This window comes from Pseudoalteromonas fuliginea (assembly GCF_000690055.1).
GTDB classification, from domain to species: domain Bacteria; phylum Pseudomonadota; class Gammaproteobacteria; order Enterobacterales; family Alteromonadaceae; genus Pseudoalteromonas; species Pseudoalteromonas fuliginea.
The window spans coordinates 1-18093 of record NZ_JJNZ01000035.1 but is presented as its reverse complement, the minus strand read 5'-3'; the positions used below and the strand labels follow the sequence as shown (position 1 = coordinate 18093).

At 38.5% G+C, this 18093-nt stretch carries 14 protein-coding genes; 6 read left to right on the top strand and 8 right to left on the bottom strand.

Features of this window, described 5'->3' with window-relative positions; all coding sequences use genetic code 11:
- Positions 1-688 precede the first annotated feature (688 nt).
- A complete protein-coding gene (locus DC53_RS09295) occupies positions 689-1408 on the top strand; it encodes a uracil-DNA glycosylase family protein (RefSeq protein WP_008136853.1) in 720 nt (239 codons plus the stop codon).
- Between the two features lie 486 nt (positions 1409-1894).
- Here the strand turns inward: DC53_RS09295 and DC53_RS09300 are convergent, their stop codons facing one another.
- The 4 genes from DC53_RS09300 to mntA form a co-directional block, all read right to left on the bottom strand.
- Positions 1895-2236 (bottom strand): hypothetical protein, encoded by a 342-nt coding sequence (locus tag DC53_RS09300; RefSeq protein WP_033030048.1) that lies wholly within the window; start codon positions 2234-2236, stop codon positions 1895-1897.
- Positions 2237-3256 (bottom strand): hypothetical protein, encoded by a 1020-nt coding sequence (locus DC53_RS09305; protein WP_033030047.1) that lies wholly within the window; start codon positions 3254-3256, stop codon positions 2237-2239.
- 1084 nt (positions 3257-4340) lie between these two features.
- Complete coding sequence (hepT, locus tag DC53_RS09315; protein ID WP_007379065.1) at positions 4341-4766, bottom strand: type VII toxin-antitoxin system HepT family RNase toxin; 426 nt, start codon at positions 4764-4766, stop codon at positions 4341-4343.
- A complete protein-coding gene (gene mntA, locus DC53_RS09320) occupies positions 4759-5148 on the bottom strand; it encodes a type VII toxin-antitoxin system MntA family adenylyltransferase antitoxin (protein WP_007379066.1) in 390 nt (129 codons plus the stop codon). The genes hepT and mntA overlap by 8 nt, the downstream gene beginning before the upstream one ends.
- Before the next feature lie 1008 nt (positions 5149-6156).
- Between mntA and DC53_RS09325 the strand changes: the two genes are divergently transcribed.
- The 3 genes from DC53_RS09325 to DC53_RS09335 all read left to right on the top strand — a co-directional run bounded on the left by DC53_RS09325 (position 6157) and on the right by DC53_RS09335 (position 9197).
- Positions 6157-7254, top strand: coding sequence for a Fic family protein (locus tag DC53_RS09325; RefSeq protein WP_007379068.1), 1098 nt, complete (start codon positions 6157-6159; stop codon positions 7252-7254).
- Between the two features lie 321 nt (positions 7255-7575).
- Positions 7576-8061, top strand: coding sequence for a hypothetical protein (locus DC53_RS09330; RefSeq protein ID WP_033030043.1), 486 nt, complete (start codon positions 7576-7578; stop codon positions 8059-8061).
- A gap of 2 nt (positions 8062-8063) precedes the next feature.
- Entirely contained in the window at positions 8064-9197 is a 1134-nt protein-coding gene (locus tag DC53_RS09335) for a DUF1570 domain-containing protein (RefSeq protein WP_033030041.1), read from the top strand.
- Between the two features lie 523 nt (positions 9198-9720).
- Here DC53_RS09335 and DC53_RS09340 read toward each other — a convergent pair.
- Together DC53_RS09340 and dgt are read right to left on the bottom strand one after the other, a co-directional pair.
- The gene (locus DC53_RS09340; RefSeq protein WP_033030039.1) at positions 9721-11229 is read right to left on the bottom strand and encodes a hypothetical protein; all 1509 of its coding nucleotides are present in this window, start codon (positions 11227-11229) and stop codon (positions 9721-9723) included.
- 238 nt (positions 11230-11467) lie between these two features.
- The gene (dgt, locus tag DC53_RS09345) at positions 11468-12934 is read right to left on the bottom strand and encodes a dGTPase (protein ID WP_033030037.1); all 1467 of its coding nucleotides are present in this window, start codon (positions 12932-12934) and stop codon (positions 11468-11470) included.
- A gap of 191 nt (positions 12935-13125) precedes the next feature.
- Here dgt and DC53_RS09350 point away from each other — a divergent pair, with 191 nt between their 5' ends.
- Positions 13126-14349 (top strand): alkaline phosphatase family protein, encoded by a 1224-nt coding sequence (locus DC53_RS09350; protein ID WP_033030035.1) that lies wholly within the window; start codon positions 13126-13128, stop codon positions 14347-14349.
- Positions 14350-14443: 94 nt separating this feature from the next.
- Here the strand turns inward: DC53_RS09350 and DC53_RS09355 are convergent, their stop codons facing one another.
- Together DC53_RS09355 and DC53_RS09360 are read right to left on the bottom strand one after the other, a co-directional pair.
- Positions 14444-15187, bottom strand: coding sequence for a M12 family metallo-peptidase (locus DC53_RS09355; protein WP_007378991.1), 744 nt, complete (start codon positions 15185-15187; stop codon positions 14444-14446).
- An 88-nt stretch (positions 15188-15275) separates the two neighbouring features.
- Positions 15276-15980, bottom strand: coding sequence for a protease inhibitor BamI-like protein (locus DC53_RS09360; RefSeq protein ID WP_033030033.1), 705 nt, complete (start codon positions 15978-15980; stop codon positions 15276-15278).
- A 376-nt stretch (positions 15981-16356) separates the two neighbouring features.
- Here DC53_RS09360 and DC53_RS09365 point away from each other — a divergent pair, with 376 nt between their 5' ends.
- A complete protein-coding gene (locus DC53_RS09365) occupies positions 16357-17514 on the top strand; it encodes a benzoate/H(+) symporter BenE family transporter (RefSeq protein ID WP_033030030.1) in 1158 nt (385 codons plus the stop codon).
- The last annotated feature ends 579 nt before the right edge of the window (positions 17515-18093 follow it).

Genomic DNA, 18093 nt, shown 5'->3' with positions numbered 1-18093 from the left:
GTTTGCGAGTGGTTAGTTTACTTAAAAGTGCATTGTAAACAAGCATTAACTCATTATTGAATTGAAGGCTGTTGCCAAGCCATCCCCCCGTGATCACACCCGAAATTAAATTAATGATGAGTAATTAACAGCATGGATGCTGTTAAAAAGCGTTTACGTTCATATCATTAATTTAAATTGAGGAAATAGTGTGATCCTCGGGGCGCCGTGGGTGACGAATGACCAAAGCGTAGCTTTGCAGCTTGAGGAAGTGGAAGCATGGATGCTGACAGGAACTCGGCTTCAGGGATGAATTATTAGCAGCAGAGCTTATTTGAAGAAGACCGCCCTTTGGTTGCCATCGCCAACGCGATATTTGTAAATTACTTTAAAAGCTACGCTTTCATCGCGTTTACGTTCAAATTAATTATTTGTTTAAAGATAAGTGAAATTGAGGGGCGCCGTGGGGTTCCAAGGGGCGGTCGGCGGTATCCGCCCCTTGGTTGCCATCGCCAATGCGATATTTGTAAATTCAATTTAAAAGCTTCGCTTTTCGCGCGAGCAAGCTGAGCGCCTACAGCAAATTTTAAGGCCGCTGCTAAGAAAATTTCATTGTGAGTACCCTCGACATTTAATTAGTTTATTACAATTTTTTAATGTATAAATCATATTCTGCAATAAGGTCTTAATAGGAAAAAAAGGAATAAATATGGATATAGGGATTAAGAAGGAACAGCTGCTAGGCATAGCTACACAACAATTTGGTCATTTATATAACCGCTTTGGTGAGGGGATTTATAGCTCGCATGAAACCTTAAAAAAAGGAGATGTGTATTTATTAGGTTTAAACCCGGGTGGATCTGGTGAATGCAAGTTAGGTAATTTTATGGCAGATACACTAGTTCGCACGAGTAATGCTTTTTTAGATGAAGAATGGGAAAAACCCAAAAAGAAATCGACTTCTAAGCAAGGCAACAATAAATATGCAAAAGGATCCGCTCCACTTCAAAAGCGAATTCAAGGTTTACTTGAAGGACTGGACCAAAGTGTGGCTGATGTATGTGCTAGCAATTTAATTTTTACCACTTCAAAATCATCATCTCACGAAGATTATAACTTTGGCTTTGCAGGTACTTTTTGGCCTTTTCATCAAGCTGTTATAGAAATAGTGAGACCAAAAGTAATCATCACTTTTGGAAATGGCAAACTTCACTCACCGTTTGGCTTTTTAAAATCGATGTACTGTGATGAAAGTAATTTAAATACTTTTGAAACCATTCCAGCAGAGCATGGAGAGAGGCAATGTTATGGTTTTAAAGCTGATATTAATGGTAGGTCAACTGCAATAATAGGCTTGCCGCATTTAAGTTACTATAGCCCAAACAAAGAGCCTATTTTAAAATGGATGAAAGAATTTTCAGGTATATAAAGCTGTTGAAATAATGTATTTCAATAATGAACACATGGCGCTATGCGCCCCTTGGTTGCCATCGCCAACGCGATATTTGTAAATTATTTTAAAAGCTTCGCTTTTCGCGCGAGCAAGCTGAGCGCCTACAGCCAATTTTAAGGCTGCTGCTTAGGCAATTCTCCCCCTTTCGACTTCACCTGCAAACACATAATTAATGAGTAATTACCTCGCATGGATTCGAGGGAAGTGATGCTTTCATCACGTTTACGTCCATATTGATTTTGTGTTTAAAGATAAGTGAAATTTAGGGGGCCGTGTGATTCCAAAGAGAGACTGGCGCTTGTCTTTCTTTGGTTGCCGCTAGCAATCAGGCAAACACTCGAATGAATTATTTACAATTTTGTAAGTAAAAATCAAGGTGCGAGATAAGTTTCTGCCGATAATTTAAAGACTACGCTTTTATGCCCAAAAACATTAGGATATGTAAATTTAACTTACTATTAACTACTCTGAAAAATAAGAAACAATACAAAGGCAAAGCATCATTCCTGTGACTGAAATCAAGTGGACTGCGCCTATTACTTTGTCAATTGGACGTGAGTACTTGGCTACAAAACGTCCATCAAACATCGGAGTTGGTATACGGGAGCGTTCAAAAAACATCGAAAATATATAAAATGACACACTAGCGCCAATGCCTTTATCCCAACTGGGGGGAAGCACACCATCTTTTTCCATATTTTTATTAATATGTTTGACTGAAATTCTCGAAAATAAAATGCCGGAGGCAAAAGTACCTATCATAAATACGATCAGAGAATATCCAGCTAAATGAGCTGCGGGCATTTAAAAAGTCCCTTCAAATATAGGTTTTCTGTCGTATATGTTTTCAGAAGTTTTTTTCATAAAATTATTCATTTTAATACTTGCTGTAAAACCGACATATAACCCTACACCTATAGCAATAACCCATCCATAAGGAGTTAACATAAGTAAAGAGCTTAGTGCTGTGGTAGTAATTGAACCGACAAAAATACCAGATGCAGTAGAAACTCCAAAGCTGGCCAATTCAGTTGATAGACTTCTTTGCCAGTCGCCACCATTTTTGTAATCGTTGTAAACCGAGTTTGCTCTAAAAGCGCCATCGAGTAAGATCATTCCATTACCAAGCCAACGCCCTGTGTTTTCAATATATTTAATTTTTCTAAATTCTGCGGTGCTACTTATATCTAATTTAGTGGAGTGTCTGGCACTTTTAGCTATGTGAACACCACGATTAGGATTAGACCAAACCGTACCTCTGCGACTTGCACGGTTAGTATTCAAAAAGCGTTGTAGTTCAGCTTGATATTTAACTTGAAGCTCTTTAAATAGTCCAAGAGCTTTTTGCTCTAAAGCGACCATATGGTATTTAGGCATGCCTGACTTATGTGCGGCCCGTATATCTTTTAAAGATGCTTCATATTTACCCGCTAAAGTAACAAATTTTGAACTGCGAGCTTCTATTGATGTGGCGCCTGAACCAACAATACCATGTGTGTTGTTTGCTAAAAATGGTATAACTTGAGCTTGAAAGTCAGAAATAGCAAGTAATGTTTCGCTGCCAAAATCTCGCAGCATTCCAGCTATGTTTCTTCTTGATTGTGCTGATAAAAGCGCAAATTGATTGACTATATTTTTTTGTTCTGTTGTAGGAGCGGTTAAAGAGTCAGTGTATTCTTTGCGCCAAATATATGGTGTACCTGAGGTGATTACTTTACTTTTTATGTGATTGTTATCTTGTGAGAAAGTATTGTTTTTATCAGTTTTACATTTTACTACTTCTGCAGTAACTGCATCCAAGCAGATTCTAATTTCTAGAGCCATGATCAGTATCCTTACTTTTCAATTGTTTAAAAAAGACTAATGATTTTTAATTAAGTAGTCAATACATAATTGCTTTTCACTTAGTAAGAGTAAAGCAATTGTGGTTGCTAATGTTATATGAAATTCAATAAGCTACCCTTCCTACGAGAGCAAGTAGGGTGCCTACAGCAAATATTTAAAGACTGAAGCCCTGGTAATCATCCCCTTCAACTTCACCTGCAAACACATAATTAATGAGTAATTACCTCGCATGGCGGAATTTTGTTCCCGACAAATTCCAAGTGCCTAAATCCCTTTAGGCAATGCGAGGAAAGCGATGCTTGCAAATGGGTGAAAAACGTAGTTTTGAACGAGAGGGTAGAGATATCCGAACTGGGCAGCGTACAGGGATGTGAAAGTGATGCTTTCATGGCGTTTACGCTCATAATAATTTTGTGTTTAAAGATAAGTGAAATTGAGGGGCTGTGTGATTCCAAAGAGAGACCGGCGCTTGTCTTTTTTTGGTTGCCGTCGCCAATGCGATATAAGTAAATTATTTTAAAAGCTTCGCTTTTCGCGCGAGCAAGCTTTGCGCCTACAGATGTATGAGTGAGCTTTGTTTAAAACCAAAAGCGCGATATAAAATCGCACCTACGCTTTGTTGAGTGTGGTGTTTGTATTGTTGTAGGTGAGGTTTTATACCTCGCATGGTGCTTTAGGCATGTACAAGGTTGTGGCGAATTAACCCATCTACAAATTAAAAGCTGCGCTTTTCACGCAAGCAAGCTTTGCGTCTACAGGTGTTAGGTGAGCGTTAAGGTTATATAAGCCAAAGCGCGATGTAAAATCGCACCTACGCTTTTGTTGAGCGCGGTGTTTGCATTGATGTAGGTGAGGTTTTATACCTCGCATTGTGTTTAGGCGTGTACAAGGTTGTGGCGAATTAACCCATCTACAAATTAAAAGCTGCGCTTTTCACGCAAGCAAGCTTTGCGTCTACAGGTGTTAGGTGAGCGTTAAGGTTATATAAGCCAAAGCGCGATGTAAAATCGCACCTACGCTTTTGTTGAATGCGGTGTTTACATTATTGTAGGTGAGGTTTTATCTATGAATCTTTGTTTAGCTCTGTAATCGCTTTAATACTAAATGCGTGCATAGTTATGTAGTGTTGCTTTTTAATGATTGTTTTAACGATACTTTGATCAATATTTAAGTAATCGTGAACAAGAGCATTTCGTAAGCCTATAATTTTACGCCATGACAGTAGTTCTACCTCACTCAAAAAGCCTAAATTAGTAAGTTCGCTAAATGTTTGATAGGCGTTGCTACTGGTACTACTTTTGTGCTGCTTAAGCCAATGCTTTGATAAACCAATACACACCTCGGTCATTAACTGTAGTAATCGCTCTGCAGCTCGGTAATCTCTGCTATTAAGTGAATCGATTTGACTGAGTTCGTCGAGTTCTTGCATATATTCGTCAATATGGCGTGTTACTTCACTTAAATAAAGTGTAATTCCGGTATCAGTCATGTTTACTCGCTATGGTTTCAAATTCGAACTGGCTATATATACGCTGCTGCTCTTTCATCGCTCTAACACTATTATTGCTTATAATTATTTTTCCATATTCAATAACGTTGAAAGCTAAATAACTTGGAATAATATTTATATCTATAATAGAAACAAGTTGCTCATTGAGGTTGAGTGCATTACTTATTTCAAGCTCAAGCTCTTTTGGTCTAAGGCGCTTATCAAAGAACTCCAGATCAAAGTTTTTAAATGCTACGGCTAAGTCAATGTCACTATGGGGTTGGGCTGTCCCTTTTGCGTGGGAGCCATATAACCAAACCACGTCAATGTCGGTGTTTTGCTGCAAGTACTTAATTATTTTCTGTATAACTTCATTTGCCACGAAAAACTAACCATTGATAAAAACTGTAATAATAACCTATCAGTTTTCTAGTGAACATTAAAATTGATATTTGTTTTATTTAGGGCGTGTTGACCTTTGTGGGGTGAAATTTGTTCAATCTAGGGGCTATTAAATCGCGCCGCGAGGTTTGTAACCTAGTGGGCTCGGTGACTGCTTCTGCTTTACCCTACTGGCTTACATCCATGCAAGAATAAGTAAAAGCCGAGCAACAAAGAGTTAATTGTCCCTAAAAAAACCCAAAAGGCAGTGCATGTTTGGTATTTATGCTGCGTTATCGCCTATTTATGGGGAATAACCACACCACATAGACTCTGCCTTGCCTGAATACCAAACAGTCTGCTGCAAAATTAATCACGAAAGGTCACACGCCCTAATAGCAAGCTGGGCTTCTGCAGTTGCTTAAGTGAGCTATCAATCTCAAAGTGTCATTAACTTAGCTTAAGTAATTTATATTTTAGATTCGATTCTATTATTTATAAATAAGGTAAAGTTAACTTGTGGACGATAAATATACATTTAAACTCAAAAATAACTTATTTACTTCTGAATTATCCCACATTCATTTATGCATAAAAATAATTAATAAAGTTGCAAATAAGCTGAGTGAACAAATAATACAATTACCAAATATGGATGCGTTTATTTAGGTTCGAAAAATAAATTAAAACCAAAAGCGCGATGTAAAATCGCACCTACGGTTTTGTTTAATGTGGTGTTTACATTATTGTAGGTGCGGTTTTATACCTCGCATGGTGTTTTTGTAAAAGCCAAGACCAAAGCGCGATGTAAAATCGCACCTACGGTTTTGTTTAATGTGGTGTTTAAATTAATGTAGGTGAGGTTTACACCTAGTTTTAAATTGCTTGTTTATTTCTTCTCTGTGTAGCGCTTAAAAGTAATGAGGCAATTAACACAATTATTCGCCTCATTGTATGAGGCGAATAATTGACGTAGACTGAAGCTAATCAATTTTAGGACATAAAGACTATGTGGATATGGCAACAGCAAAACTGGCCAAACTTTACGTGGGATGATGCGGCGCTTGCTCCTTTGCTAAGGGAGCTTTCATATAATCAAGGTTTATTAGTAGGGCGTATGGGCGTGCAAACTGCTCATCAAAAGCAGCAGGCCCTTGATACCTTACTTGCAAATATTATTCACTCCAGTGCGATTGAGGGCGAAAAACTTAATGCATTTTCGGTTCGCTCTTCACTTGCAAAAAAGCTCAATATTGATGAGCAGCCTTACCCAACAACTGTGCAAAGCGATAATCTTGCAGAGATTATGCTTGATGCGATAAATAACACAGACTCAGCGCTTAATTTAGAGCGAGTGCTTAATTGGCATCGCTTATTGTTTTCAGGTGAGCAAAGCTTGTTTACTAAAATTGAAGGCGGGCAATTGCGTGGTGACGAGCCTATGCAAGTAGTGTCGGGGCGCTTAGATAAACCGATATTACATTTTACAGCGCCTCCTAAAGAGCGAGTAAATAAAGAGCTTTCACTATTTTTTAACTGGTTTAACAAAGCGCAAAATGAACCTCAAATAGACCCTTTTATTCGGGCAGCTATCGCACACTTATGGTTTGTAACAATACATCCACTTGAGGATGGTAATGGGCGTATTACACGGCTTATAACCGACCTGGCATTAGCGCAAGAACATGCTGAGTCAATTCGGTTTTACGCTATGTCGGTGGCTATTTTAGAAGACAGAAAAAGCTACTACGAAGTGCTTGAAGCAACTCAGCGTGGAGAGCTTTGTATTACAAAGTGGATTAAGTGGTTTTTACGTACGCTCAATAATGCGATACACCATACGCTTAATAATATTGAGCAAACAATTTTTAAAACCAATTACTGGGCAAGTAAAGATCAAACAAAGTTAGGTGAGCAGCAAGTAAAAGTGCTTAATAAGTTACTCGATGGCCAATTTGAACAGGGTATTAGTGCGAGTCAGTATCAAAAAGTGGCTAAGGTTAGCCGTGCAACCGCAACACGCCATTTATCGGACTTGCAAACGCTTGGATTCATTAAAAAAACCGCCGCAGGTGGGCGTAGTACACGTTACAAGGTTGTCCAATGAGGCAATTAAACACCTATTCACCTCGCCATGTGAGGCGAATAGGGGTTTTAATTGTTGTAGGTGCAGTTTTATACCTCGCATGGTGTTTTTGTTAAAGCCAAGACCAAAGCGCGATGTAAAATCGCACCTACGGTTTCGTTGAGAGTGTTGTTTAAATTATTGTAGGTGAGGTTTTATACCTCGTGGGCGCTTTATTAAAGCCAAGGCTAATGTGAACTCCCACCCATAGCTTTAATTTTTGCTTTTTTGATTAGTAATGTTGATGTGTTTTTTCACATTTATAGGTACACTCTTTTAAAGTTTTAATTCAGGGAATGAATAATGATTAAATGGATCTTACTAATTTTAACCACAGTATTTACTACAAAACTATATGCTGATGAGGCCTACTTCCAAACTCGTTGCGATAGCATTAAAAAAGAACGCGAAACTATTCGGTCTAAGTTTAGACATGGATACACTATTAAAGAAGGCGAGTATTTAACCTCACGCGATAAATTCTTATTTACCCAGCTTGCTAATCACTGCAGTAAGCCTAAAAAGAGTGGTAGCGCTTATCAGGCTACTTCTTCTACCTCAACTCGTACGCCTAATAGCAATTGGCTACTCAATCAAAAAGTATCAAACATGTCTTTGCACAGCGATAGCTATAAAGATGCTGCTAAGCTTGATGCTTGGTCAACATTTTATAAACTACCTAAACGTTGCCGTAAAAAAGGGATAGGGTCGGCCGACTTTGTGTGGTGCAGCGAATATAGGGGTAAGCAAAAAGATCTTTTTGAAGCACAGTGGAAAGAGCACCCATAAATATGTTTAAAACTAAATTACGTGTGGTGTTTGTATTTTTTGTGCTGCTAATTGCGTCGGCGCTTATTGCTAATCATTTTACTGGACGGGTATTTAATTATAGTGACCCGATTGGTGAGGTTAAACGCATATATAACGATCTAGCATCGCAAATAGTTACTGAGCCTTTAAGTACAAAACGGCCCGAAAAAGTAAGCACAACGACATTGCAACATACGTTAGTGTCTGCCGATAATCACTTATCACAAGTTAACAATACGCGTTGCGTAGATGTATCGTTAGGTGAGGTTAAATATAAACGTAATGGCGATATATTTACGTGGACCGACAGTGAGGGCGTTCCTCATTTTAGTGATAAAAAGCCTGACTTTGCAGTAGCAACTTACAATCCTGATTTTGTTGAATCGCTAGATTATTTTGATCTTACTTTAAATACACCTAATTTACCGTCGTCATTTAATCAAGAGTTGCGCATTAAGCTCAATACGGTATTTAAGGCGTATGGCCAAGTAATTGGTGTGCATGCGCTTAAAAAGGTGAAACTAAACCTAACGGTTTTGGCTACTCGCAGTGCTTACGAGTCGGCAATAAAGCATCGCGGTGGTGACCCTAAAAACACTGCGGGTATGTATTTTCACGGGAGTAATTCTGCTTTTATTCATTATGATAATGGACAAAGTGCAATGCGTACGTCGGTTCATGAAGCGGTGCACGCCATAAATAAGGCTGTATTGGGTTACACACCAAGATGGCTAAATGAAGGGTTTGCGGAGTACTTTGAGCTGACTAAAAATAATATGCAAACAGGTATTGTTGAACCAAATAGATCGTGGACAAAGAATAACAATATTACTAAAAGTGTATTTACAATTAATTGGTTAATCGGCTTAGAGGATACGTGGAAAAAAGGCGATAACAGCAAACTTTATGCAAGTAGTTGGGCTGCTATTTATTTTTTAATGGATACACAAGCAGGTAGAGCTTTACTAAAAAATATAATGCTTACTGAGCAACAATCACCGTGTAGCAAGTTGTCTGCAAAAAAGTTAAAAAAAATGCTGTATACGCAATTACCAAATCTTAAGCGTGAGTATTCTCAGTGGTTAAAAATGCCTTTTAGGGCTCATAATTTTTAACCTGTCTGTATATTGATGAGGTTAATGAGCGGATTAGGGTTATTTATGCGTCATTCGCAGTAATTTGAAACTAAAACCAAAAGCGCGATGTAAAATCGCACCTACGGTTTTGTTGAGAGTGGTGTTTAAATTAATGTAGGTGAGGTTTTATACCTCGCATGGTGTTTAGGCGTGTACAAGGTTGTGGCGAATTAACCCATCTACAAATTAAAAGCTGCGCTTTTCACGCAAGCAAGCTTCGCGTCTACAGGTGTTTGAGTGAGCTTTGTTTAAAAACCAAAGCGCGATGTAAAATCGCACCTACGCTTTGTTGAGCGCGGTGTTTGTATTGTTGTAGGTGAGGTTTTATACCTAGCATGGTGTTTAGGCATGCACAAGGTTGTAGCGAATAAACCCATCTACAAATTAAAAGCTGCGCTTTTCACGCAAGCAAGCTTTGCGTCTACAGGAGTTAGGTGAGCGTTAAGGTTATATAAGCCAAAGCGCGATGTAAAATCGCACTTACGTTTTTATCGCAGGCAGATCATTCTTTAGTTTGCATTTTTTTAGCGCGTTCTTCTGCGTCAATGAGTGCTTGTGATTTAGGTGCGCGTTTTTTTTCTTCTATAGTTGGCTTTTCTGCCGAATTTGGATCCCAGCTTTCATCAAGCGATAAGTTTGCAAATGGATTGCTGCTTGCTTTGTTTACTGTTTCTTTTTTTTCAGCTGCACTCTTTGTTGTTTCATGCTCTGCGTTTATAGGCCTTGGTGCTGCTTTTGGCATTACTTTTTCGCCTGGTAGCGGAGCATTTGGATCGAAGGTGCGTATTTCTGGTTCTTTAAAATTGTGCGCGGAACTAAAGTTGGTAAACTCTGGGGTCGCTACTTTTTTAGGTGTATGTAAATCGTCAGTAGTTTCGCTAGGTTTTAACGGTTCTGGGCTTGCGATAACCGGTTTTATCTCATTATTTATGAGTGTATTACTGTGCACGGTTGCAGAAGATTGTGTTGTTTGTTTAGGTTGTTTTTTTATCGGCTGAGCATGGGGGTCAAGTTCTTGTACTTGTGGCTCAGTGAAGCGATTGGCTTTGTTAACTTGCGCTTCAGTGGTTTTAGCGGCTGCTGCAAATTCGGTGTAGTTTGGTTCTGATTTTGGTTTTATTTCAGTAAACGTTGCTTCGTTTGTTTGCGCTAATGTTGTAGGCAAGACTTCGTCAATATTGTTGTGGTCGGTGTTTATTTTTTGTGTTTTATTGGCTTTTAATTGTGGCTGGTTGCTCTTTATTGTTTTATTTTCATCTATTATTTCAGGCGCATTGATTGGCGTTTGCTTGGTTGGCGCATCTTTCGTAGTTACGTTTAATGGTGGGGCTATTTTTTGTGATTTAAGTACCTGTGTTTCAGTTACCACAGGCGCAATAATTTCGGCTTTACTTTGTTTAGTGCGACGTAAACGTATTAATACCATCACAGCAATAAGTATTACTATTACAAATAATAAGCTAGGTAAAAGCAGCGAACTTTGATCTATTGGTACAGGTACAATAACCGGTGCTGGTTTTGCTACGGGAGCAGTTATATTTGCTGGTGTTTTAACCTTTACAGGTACACTGCTTTTTAGTGGCTGTGTACTTTGTTGATCAATAACTGATTTGGCTTGAGGCTCTGCATTTATTATTACTTCATTATTAATATTTGGCTGTTCAATCGTGTTTTGTTGTTGCTCATTTTCAATACTAACGGGCAGTGGCATTTGTAGTGTTGCTGGATTTTGTGGCGTGTTAAGTGTTGGCTCCACAACTTGAGATTGCACTGGTGTTATAACCGGAGCTGTTTCTATTGGCGGCTTTGGGTATGTTTGGGCTTGTTTGGGTTTGTTACAGTTATTGTTGTAGTCGCGTATTGCGTTTCTGTATTTTCGACTTGTTTTATCGCCACTATTTTGCTGTATTTCTTGTTTTATAAGTATGCACATGGCTTCGTTATATGCTGCGCTGTTAACGCTATAAAATAGGGCAAAACAAAAGGTAAGGCGTGTTAGTAAAGTGATCATAAAGGTAAATAGCGCTTAAACATTAATAGTTCGATTTTAAGCGCAAAACTAAAATTTATCTAGGGCCTGCTTATCTTTCGAGGTTGTATGTCTGGTATTTAGGCAAGGCAGAGTCTATGCAGTGTGGTTGCTCCCCATAAATAGGCAATAACACAGCATAAATGCCAAACATGCGCTGCCCCTAAATTGAACAAATTTTAATCCTGAAAGGCGACAGAGCCTAGAACTTACCGCGTTATTAGTCTATTACCATTAAGCTACGATACTCGTCGTAGGCAAATTGGTCGGTCATGCCGCTTATGTAATCTTGAATCAATCTACAACGGTAATAAAACTCGTATGCGGCAAAGTGATCAGGTTCTTCTTGCATGGCGTTAATGGCATGTGAGTAGCTGTTTAAGTGCTTTTTAGATAGCTTTTTAACTAATCTTGACTCGATTAACAATCGTGAATCGCCATTGAGCGCACGTTTAAAATCGTCGCTATTTAATAATAGTAATGGTTTATAGCAATCAAGTAGGCCGTTAATGATTCTATAGCCTTGCAGTTCGAGCTTTTCGACTTCTTTGTTTGAAAACACATATTTAAGCGCTACATTTTTTAATGCTTTGGTAACAGCATGCAGGTGACTTCTGTCCTCTAAAAGGGCATGATTAAAGTCGCCATGATAAATCGGCTCTATGTTTTCGATAAAGCGTTTTGCCGCATGACTCACCAGCGGGTGCAGGAGTGAAACGCGCAAGTATATAAAAAATTCACTGTTAAAGTTATATGGTTGTGCTTTGGCGCGTTCGAGTGCGTAGTCTACGGCTTTATCTACAAAATCTAGGTGTTCAGAATCGTCAATGGTGAGATTTATAAGTGCTTTTTTATAGTGACTTTTAAGCTGAATGCATAATAGCTCAGTGCTTATAATATCTTTTTCTACAGCGTCTTCAATGTCGGCAAGACAATATGAAATATCATCAGCAGCTTCCATTATATAACTGGCAGGATGACGGCAATAAGGCTCTATGGTTAATTCCTTTTGTAGTGTTTCTACGAAGCTTTTTTCGCTGTAGTAATACCCAACTTTTTTCATTAAGTAGTTTTTATTTTGTGGTATGTCTTTTGTATCAAGGCCTGCTGGGCGGGTGTACTTTAAAATCCCCGCACTTTGACTGTAGGTTAGATTGAGTGTTTGCAAAGAGTGAATAATACGTATGCCTTGCGCATTACCTTCAAAGTTACAAATATCCAGTGCAAGGTGTTTAAAAACAACGCCAATGCCTGTATTTGGCTCTTTACAACGTTCGGGTGTAACGCTTAGCAAATTATTATTAAACCAATGATTTATAGCTGCTTCGCCAAAATGTCCAAATGGCGGATTGCCTATGTCGTGCATGAGGCAGGCCATTTCTACTAGGCTTTCTAGTGGGCGTTCTACTCCTGTTAGGCCGTAGTCTTTTTGTTGTTGGTAGCTTAAATTAGCAAAAATACGCTGCACTATAAAACGACCAACTTGTTGTACTTCAAGCGAATGAGTAAGGCGCGAACGAACGGCTGCATTACGCTCAAGTGGAAATACTTGTGTTTTTTGTTGCAAACGACGAATAGCGGCACTGTTTATTATACGACCTCGGTCGCTTTCAAGCGCCATTTGCAAGTTAGATGTTGTGCGATACATGCGCGCAGGGGTTATTTTTTTACTAAAATCAATAGTCATCGTTGTCCTTTTTGATTGTTGATGACTGGCAAAGTGAGTGCGCGGTGTCATTCTTTTTTAATATACTTACGTTAATATATACACCTAGATGAGTTAGGTACAGGCGCTTGTATCATTTGCTGGCAGTCAATTGTATTATCAAATCATTATTTTCAGTATTTAGCGCACTTTTAACTAGGCGGGTATTTATAATGAAGCAGTGGATCTTAAAGGTAATATCAATTTGCCTATTAACAGGAATGAGTAATGTTGCACTTGCAGCAAAAGAACAAACGGTGGTGCTTGTATCAATTGATGGTCTGCGTTGGGATTACATTGAAAAGCACGGTGCGCCAAATTTAAAGGCAATGGCCGATCGCGGCGTTCGCGCGCAAAAGTTAATACCTGTTTATCCTACTAAAACGTTTCCTAATCATATTTCTATTATTACGGGCTTACTTCCTGTCAATCACGGTATTGTTGATAATAACTTTTGCGATAAAGCCCGCAGAAATGAGTGTTACAGTATGGGTAAAGCACTTGGCGATAGCACTTGGGTAAAAGGTATTCCTCTTTGGAATTTAGCAAAAATGCAGGGGCTTAAATCAGCAACGTACTTTTGGCCTGAGTCGGATGCGTTATTTAACGGCATGACCCCCGATTACTTTTACCATTATTCTAAATATAGCGATTACCAAAGCCGTGTAGATCAAATTATTCAGTGGTTAAGTTTACCAAAAGCACAGCGCCCGCGTTTTATTGCAAGTTACTTTTCGTTGGTTGATAGCATGGGTCATGAATTTGGGCCAGACGCACCACAAACTCGAGATGCAGTTAAACAGCTTGATGAGTTGATGGGGCAATTACAAACTCGCTTACGCAAATTAGAGCAAGACGTAAACCTAGTAATTGTATCGGATCACGGTATGACGAGCGTAAACCCAGATAAAAGTATTGATGTAACAACATTGCCTCAAGATGAAAACTTTTTAGTTAAAAATACAGGCCCTCGTTTACTTATTTATACACAACCGAATGCTGAAAATGCTGATATAGCAGGCTATAAAGCGCGTTTAGAAAAAGCGGCTAAAGGACGTTATACCGTTTTAACTGATGAACAATTAGCAGGCTATCATTATAATAAAGGTACGCGTGTGGGCGATATCGTTGTACAAACCACAGCACCTGCGGTGTTTACTAATACTAAAAAGCCGATGTATTTAGGTACGCATGGCTATGCCTATACCGATGACATGGCTGCTACGTTTATAGCTAGTGGCCCTGCTTTTAAAGAAGGAATTAGCTTAGATAAAGTAAGTAATCTTGATATTTATCCTGTGCTTGCAAAAGTAATGGGTCTTAAATTATTAAGCAAAGTTGATGGTGACGGTAAAACGTTAATGCCCGCTATAAAGCAAAAAATGGTTGTACATTAAGCTTTACCAAAAAAGAGCGCTAAGCGCTCTTGGGGGAAGGTTATAATGTTTATTTTTTAAAAGTGGGTAATGGATAGCCCACTTTTATAAGCATTTATTTAAAATTGGCAATGCTTGTTTTAGTTGCTGTTACAGTGCGAATAGCATACGACTGGTTAGTTACACCAAATGGTATGTTATTTACACTCCAATTAGGATTAGAGAAGTAGTCGTACTGTGTTGCACTTCCATATACATGTGGATAGGCCATAATACTTGCAAACTCATTTTGTACACCGTGACCCATACCGTCAGTGTATACACCACCAGAAGTATCACCCTGTTTACGTGAATGTGCTAAGCCTTGGTTATGACCAAGTTCATGTACAAACGTAGTTGCACCACAATCAATAGCTGTAATTGAATACATGCGGTCGCTCATTGAGTTGTATAGGTTGCCGTTAGTACCTTGTCCAACCCATGCTAAACCACATGAAATAAGTCCATTTCCAGCACTTTCGCCAGTACCTAGTACGGCAATCATATCGGCTTTCCAATCGCTGCGTAAACCATCTACATAGCTGCTTTCGGTTACCGAATCAAGCCACTGCTCTGATGGTGTAATGGCATAGTCACCTAGGTTTTGTGTACCCGCTAAACGGAGCGTAATACCTACACCATTTTGGCTATAAACCTGATTTGTAAAGGCAATTAGCTGATTGATTTTAGTGTTGATATTACTAGTAGCCGCTGCTGACTGATCTGTATATAAAATACCGATATCAATAGTCTCTGCTTGTGCAACACTTGCTACACATAGTGCTGCTGCAACAGCGGTTGTAGTGATTACTTTTTTCATTATTGTATTTCCTTACTCTTAGTGTGGTTGATTTTTGGTGTTTAAAATATTGTCGCAACGGGTGCGCTCAAATTTTTAATTTGGTTAATTAGCCATCTATTTTTGGTGCAAATATGTCTACACCTTTTTCAATTTTAGGTTTAGGTGCCGTTACGTCATGTTCTATATGATTTTTATATAAATCACGTTTTGCAGCTATCCAGCCATACTTACCTTTACTTTCAAATACGTAATTACCCGAAGGTGCCGTAAATTGCCCGTATACGGCGTCTTTTCCTACGGTTAATACTGTGTTGTGCATTGCGCCATCTACGCCAACTACGCGGCCAAATATACTTTTATCACCGTTGCTTGATTCAATAACATTAGTGATCTCAGCTGTGAACGTTTCGGCTGTTTGAGGAATTGCTAAGTCGAAGTTTTCGCCCGCTTTTAATGCCTGCAATGAAGCTAAGTCAAATTCAATGTAAGCTTCATTATGTAAGTCAGTTGGTAACACTTTTGCATTTATAAGTACTTGTTTTGCTTTATTTGAGAGGCGGTTTACAGCATCAAATTCATTAAATGTCATATTTTGTTTTGGGGCTGAAACCGCTTTGACATTAATAGGATCTTTACTCATATCAATAGGGGCTGGCGCATGTGTATTTTGTGTACGAAGAGTACTAACCGGCACTAAGTCAATTGCTACAGGTGCAATTGGTTCTGCAGTGTGGTCGGTATGAATAAATAGTTCATAAAGTGCAAATGCCGACAAGGGAATGGCAATAATTAAGACTGCAACTTTTTTCATCTGTTTCTCTTTTGGTGTTTTAAGTTAACTATTTGTTACGTTTTATAGCATAAATTAGATTAGATCAAGCGAATAAATGTAATCAAAAAGTGTTAAGCACTTTATTTTTAAATCCCTTATTAAACTTATGGTTATTTTTTATAGGTACAAATATTGAGTGGTTATGTACTGGTTTCTCCAGTGTTTTAGCGGGCTTTAGATTTTTTTTGATAACTTTTTTATTCTGTTTAATACAATAGTTTTATGTTGGTTTGGTCATTAATTTAGGTAAAAAATAAAAATGAATTTATTTCACTTTTTGTAGCGTAATAGTTAATTGCAAAGAAAATATTAGCCACGTATGTTGTGTACATAAAAATAAATATTAGAGGGATTTATGGCGGTTTCTGATCAGTTGCTTAATCGAATTACAGCAGGACTCGTAGCGGTTATTATTGGCTTTTCGAGTTCAATTGCGTTGATTTACCAAGTCGTAATTACCCTAGGAGGCACTCCTGATTTAGTTGCCAGCTGGATTTTAATGCTTGGTTTGGTTATGGGGCTTAGTTCCATTGGTTTATCGTATTATTATAAAGTGCCGGTATTAATTGCATGGTCTACGACTGGGGCTGCATTACTTATTTCAAGCGCTCAAGGGTATAACTTGAATGAAGCGATTGGTGCATTTATGCTATCGGCGTTATTAGTTTTTTTGTCGGGAATAACGGGCTGGTTTGAAAAAATAATGAACCGTATTCCCAGTGAACTAGCATGTGCCATGCTTGCTGGTGTACTTGTTACGTTTGGCATTGACGTGTTTAATTTCATGAACGACATGCCTTTAGTGATTGGCTTAATGGTACTTATGTACTTTGTAGGTAAGCGATTTTTTGCCCGCTTTGCAATGCTTAGTGTACTTATTGTGGGTGTGTTACTGGCGTGGAGTATGGGAAATATTGATACGACTGCATTGCATTGGAAAATGAGCCAATTTACTTACATCACTCCCATGTTTAACTTACAAGCATGTATTAGCATTGGTTTACCACTTTATATTGTCACTATGACGTCGCAAAATTTGCCCGGTATAGCCGTCCTCAAAGCACATAATTATAAAGTACCTATTTCTGCATCACTTAATGTGACAGGCTTCATTAATATTATAACTGCACCATTTGGGGCATATTCTATAAATTTAGCTGCAATAACCGCCGCTATTTGCATGAGCGAAGAAGCGGATAAAAATCCAGATAAGCGTTATTGGGCAAGTATTGCTGGTGGTGTTTTTTATATAATAATGGCGTTATGTGCAGCAACGTTAGTTGGGCTAGTTGCAAGTTTACCACAAGCACTTATTTTGGCACTTGCAGGTATTGCACTGTTTGGCACTATTGCTAATAGTTTGCAGCAAGCATTGAATGGCTCGCAATATACTGAAGCTGCCATTGTAACATTTTTAGTTACAGCGTCAGATTTAACGCTGCTCTCGGTCGGTTCTGCTTTTTGGGGAATTATCGCAGGTGTGTGCACGGTAATGATTACCCGAAAGGATTGAGTTAATACTTAATTGTTGTAGGTGAGGTTTTATACCTCGCTAATTTTTAAATTTTTACAAGCGCGAAGTAAATTCGCACCTACAAGTTGGGTGCTTAATTGTTGTAGGTGAGGTTTTACACCTCGCTAATTTTTAAATTTTTAAGAGCGCGAAGTAAATTCGCATCTACAAGTTGGGTGTTTGATTGTTGTAGGTGAGGTTTTATACCCCGCTAATTTTTAAGCTTTTACATGCGCGAATTAAATTCGCACCTATAAAGTTGGGTGTTTGATTGCTGTAGGTGAGGTTTATACCTCACTAATTTTTACGAGCGCGAAGTAAATTCGCACCTATAAGTTGGGTGCTTAATTGTTGTAGGTGAGGTTTTATACCTCGCTAATTTTTAAGCTTTTACATGCGCGAATTAAATTCGCACCTATAAGTTGGGTGTTTAATTGTTGTAGGTGAGGTTTTATACCTCGCTAATTTTTAAGCTTTTAAATGCGCGAAGTAAATTCGCACCTACAAGTTGGGTGCTTAATTGTTGTAGGTGAGGTTTTACACCTCGCTAATTTTTAAATTTTTAAGAGCGCGAAGTAA

Bases quoted from the DNA above. Each gene is read 5' to 3' on its own strand.
- DC53_RS09295 (WP_008136853.1), top strand. From the start codon at position 689: ATGGATATAGGGATTAAGAAGGAACAGCTGCTAGGCATAGCTACACAA.
- DC53_RS09300 (WP_033030048.1), bottom strand. From the start codon at position 2,236: ATGCCCGCAGCTCATTTAGCTGGATATTCTCTGATCGTATTTATGATA.
- DC53_RS09305 (WP_033030047.1), bottom strand. From the start codon at position 3,256: ATGGCTCTAGAAATTAGAATCTGCTTGGATGCAGTTACTGCAGAAGTA.
- hepT (WP_007379065.1), bottom strand. From the start codon at position 4,766: ATGACTGATACCGGAATTACACTTTATTTAAGTGAAGTAACACGCCAT.
- DC53_RS09325 (WP_007379068.1), top strand. From the start codon at position 6,157: ATGTGGATATGGCAACAGCAAAACTGGCCAAACTTTACGTGGGATGAT.
- DC53_RS09330 (WP_033030043.1), top strand. From the start codon at position 7,576: ATGATTAAATGGATCTTACTAATTTTAACCACAGTATTTACTACAAAA.
- DC53_RS09335 (WP_033030041.1), top strand. From the start codon at position 8,064: ATGTTTAAAACTAAATTACGTGTGGTGTTTGTATTTTTTGTGCTGCTA.
- DC53_RS09340 (WP_033030039.1), bottom strand. From the start codon at position 11,229: ATGATCACTTTACTAACACGCCTTACCTTTTGTTTTGCCCTATTTTAT.
- dgt (WP_033030037.1), bottom strand. From the start codon at position 12,934: ATGACTATTGATTTTAGTAAAAAAATAACCCCTGCGCGCATGTATCGC.
- DC53_RS09350 (WP_033030035.1), top strand. From the start codon at position 13,126: ATGAAGCAGTGGATCTTAAAGGTAATATCAATTTGCCTATTAACAGGA.
- DC53_RS09355 (WP_007378991.1), bottom strand. From the start codon at position 15,187: ATGAAAAAAGTAATCACTACAACCGCTGTTGCAGCAGCACTATGTGTA.
- DC53_RS09360 (WP_033030033.1), bottom strand. From the start codon at position 15,980: ATGAAAAAAGTTGCAGTCTTAATTATTGCCATTCCCTTGTCGGCATTT.
- DC53_RS09365 (WP_033030030.1), top strand. From the start codon at position 16,357: ATGGCGGTTTCTGATCAGTTGCTTAATCGAATTACAGCAGGACTCGTA.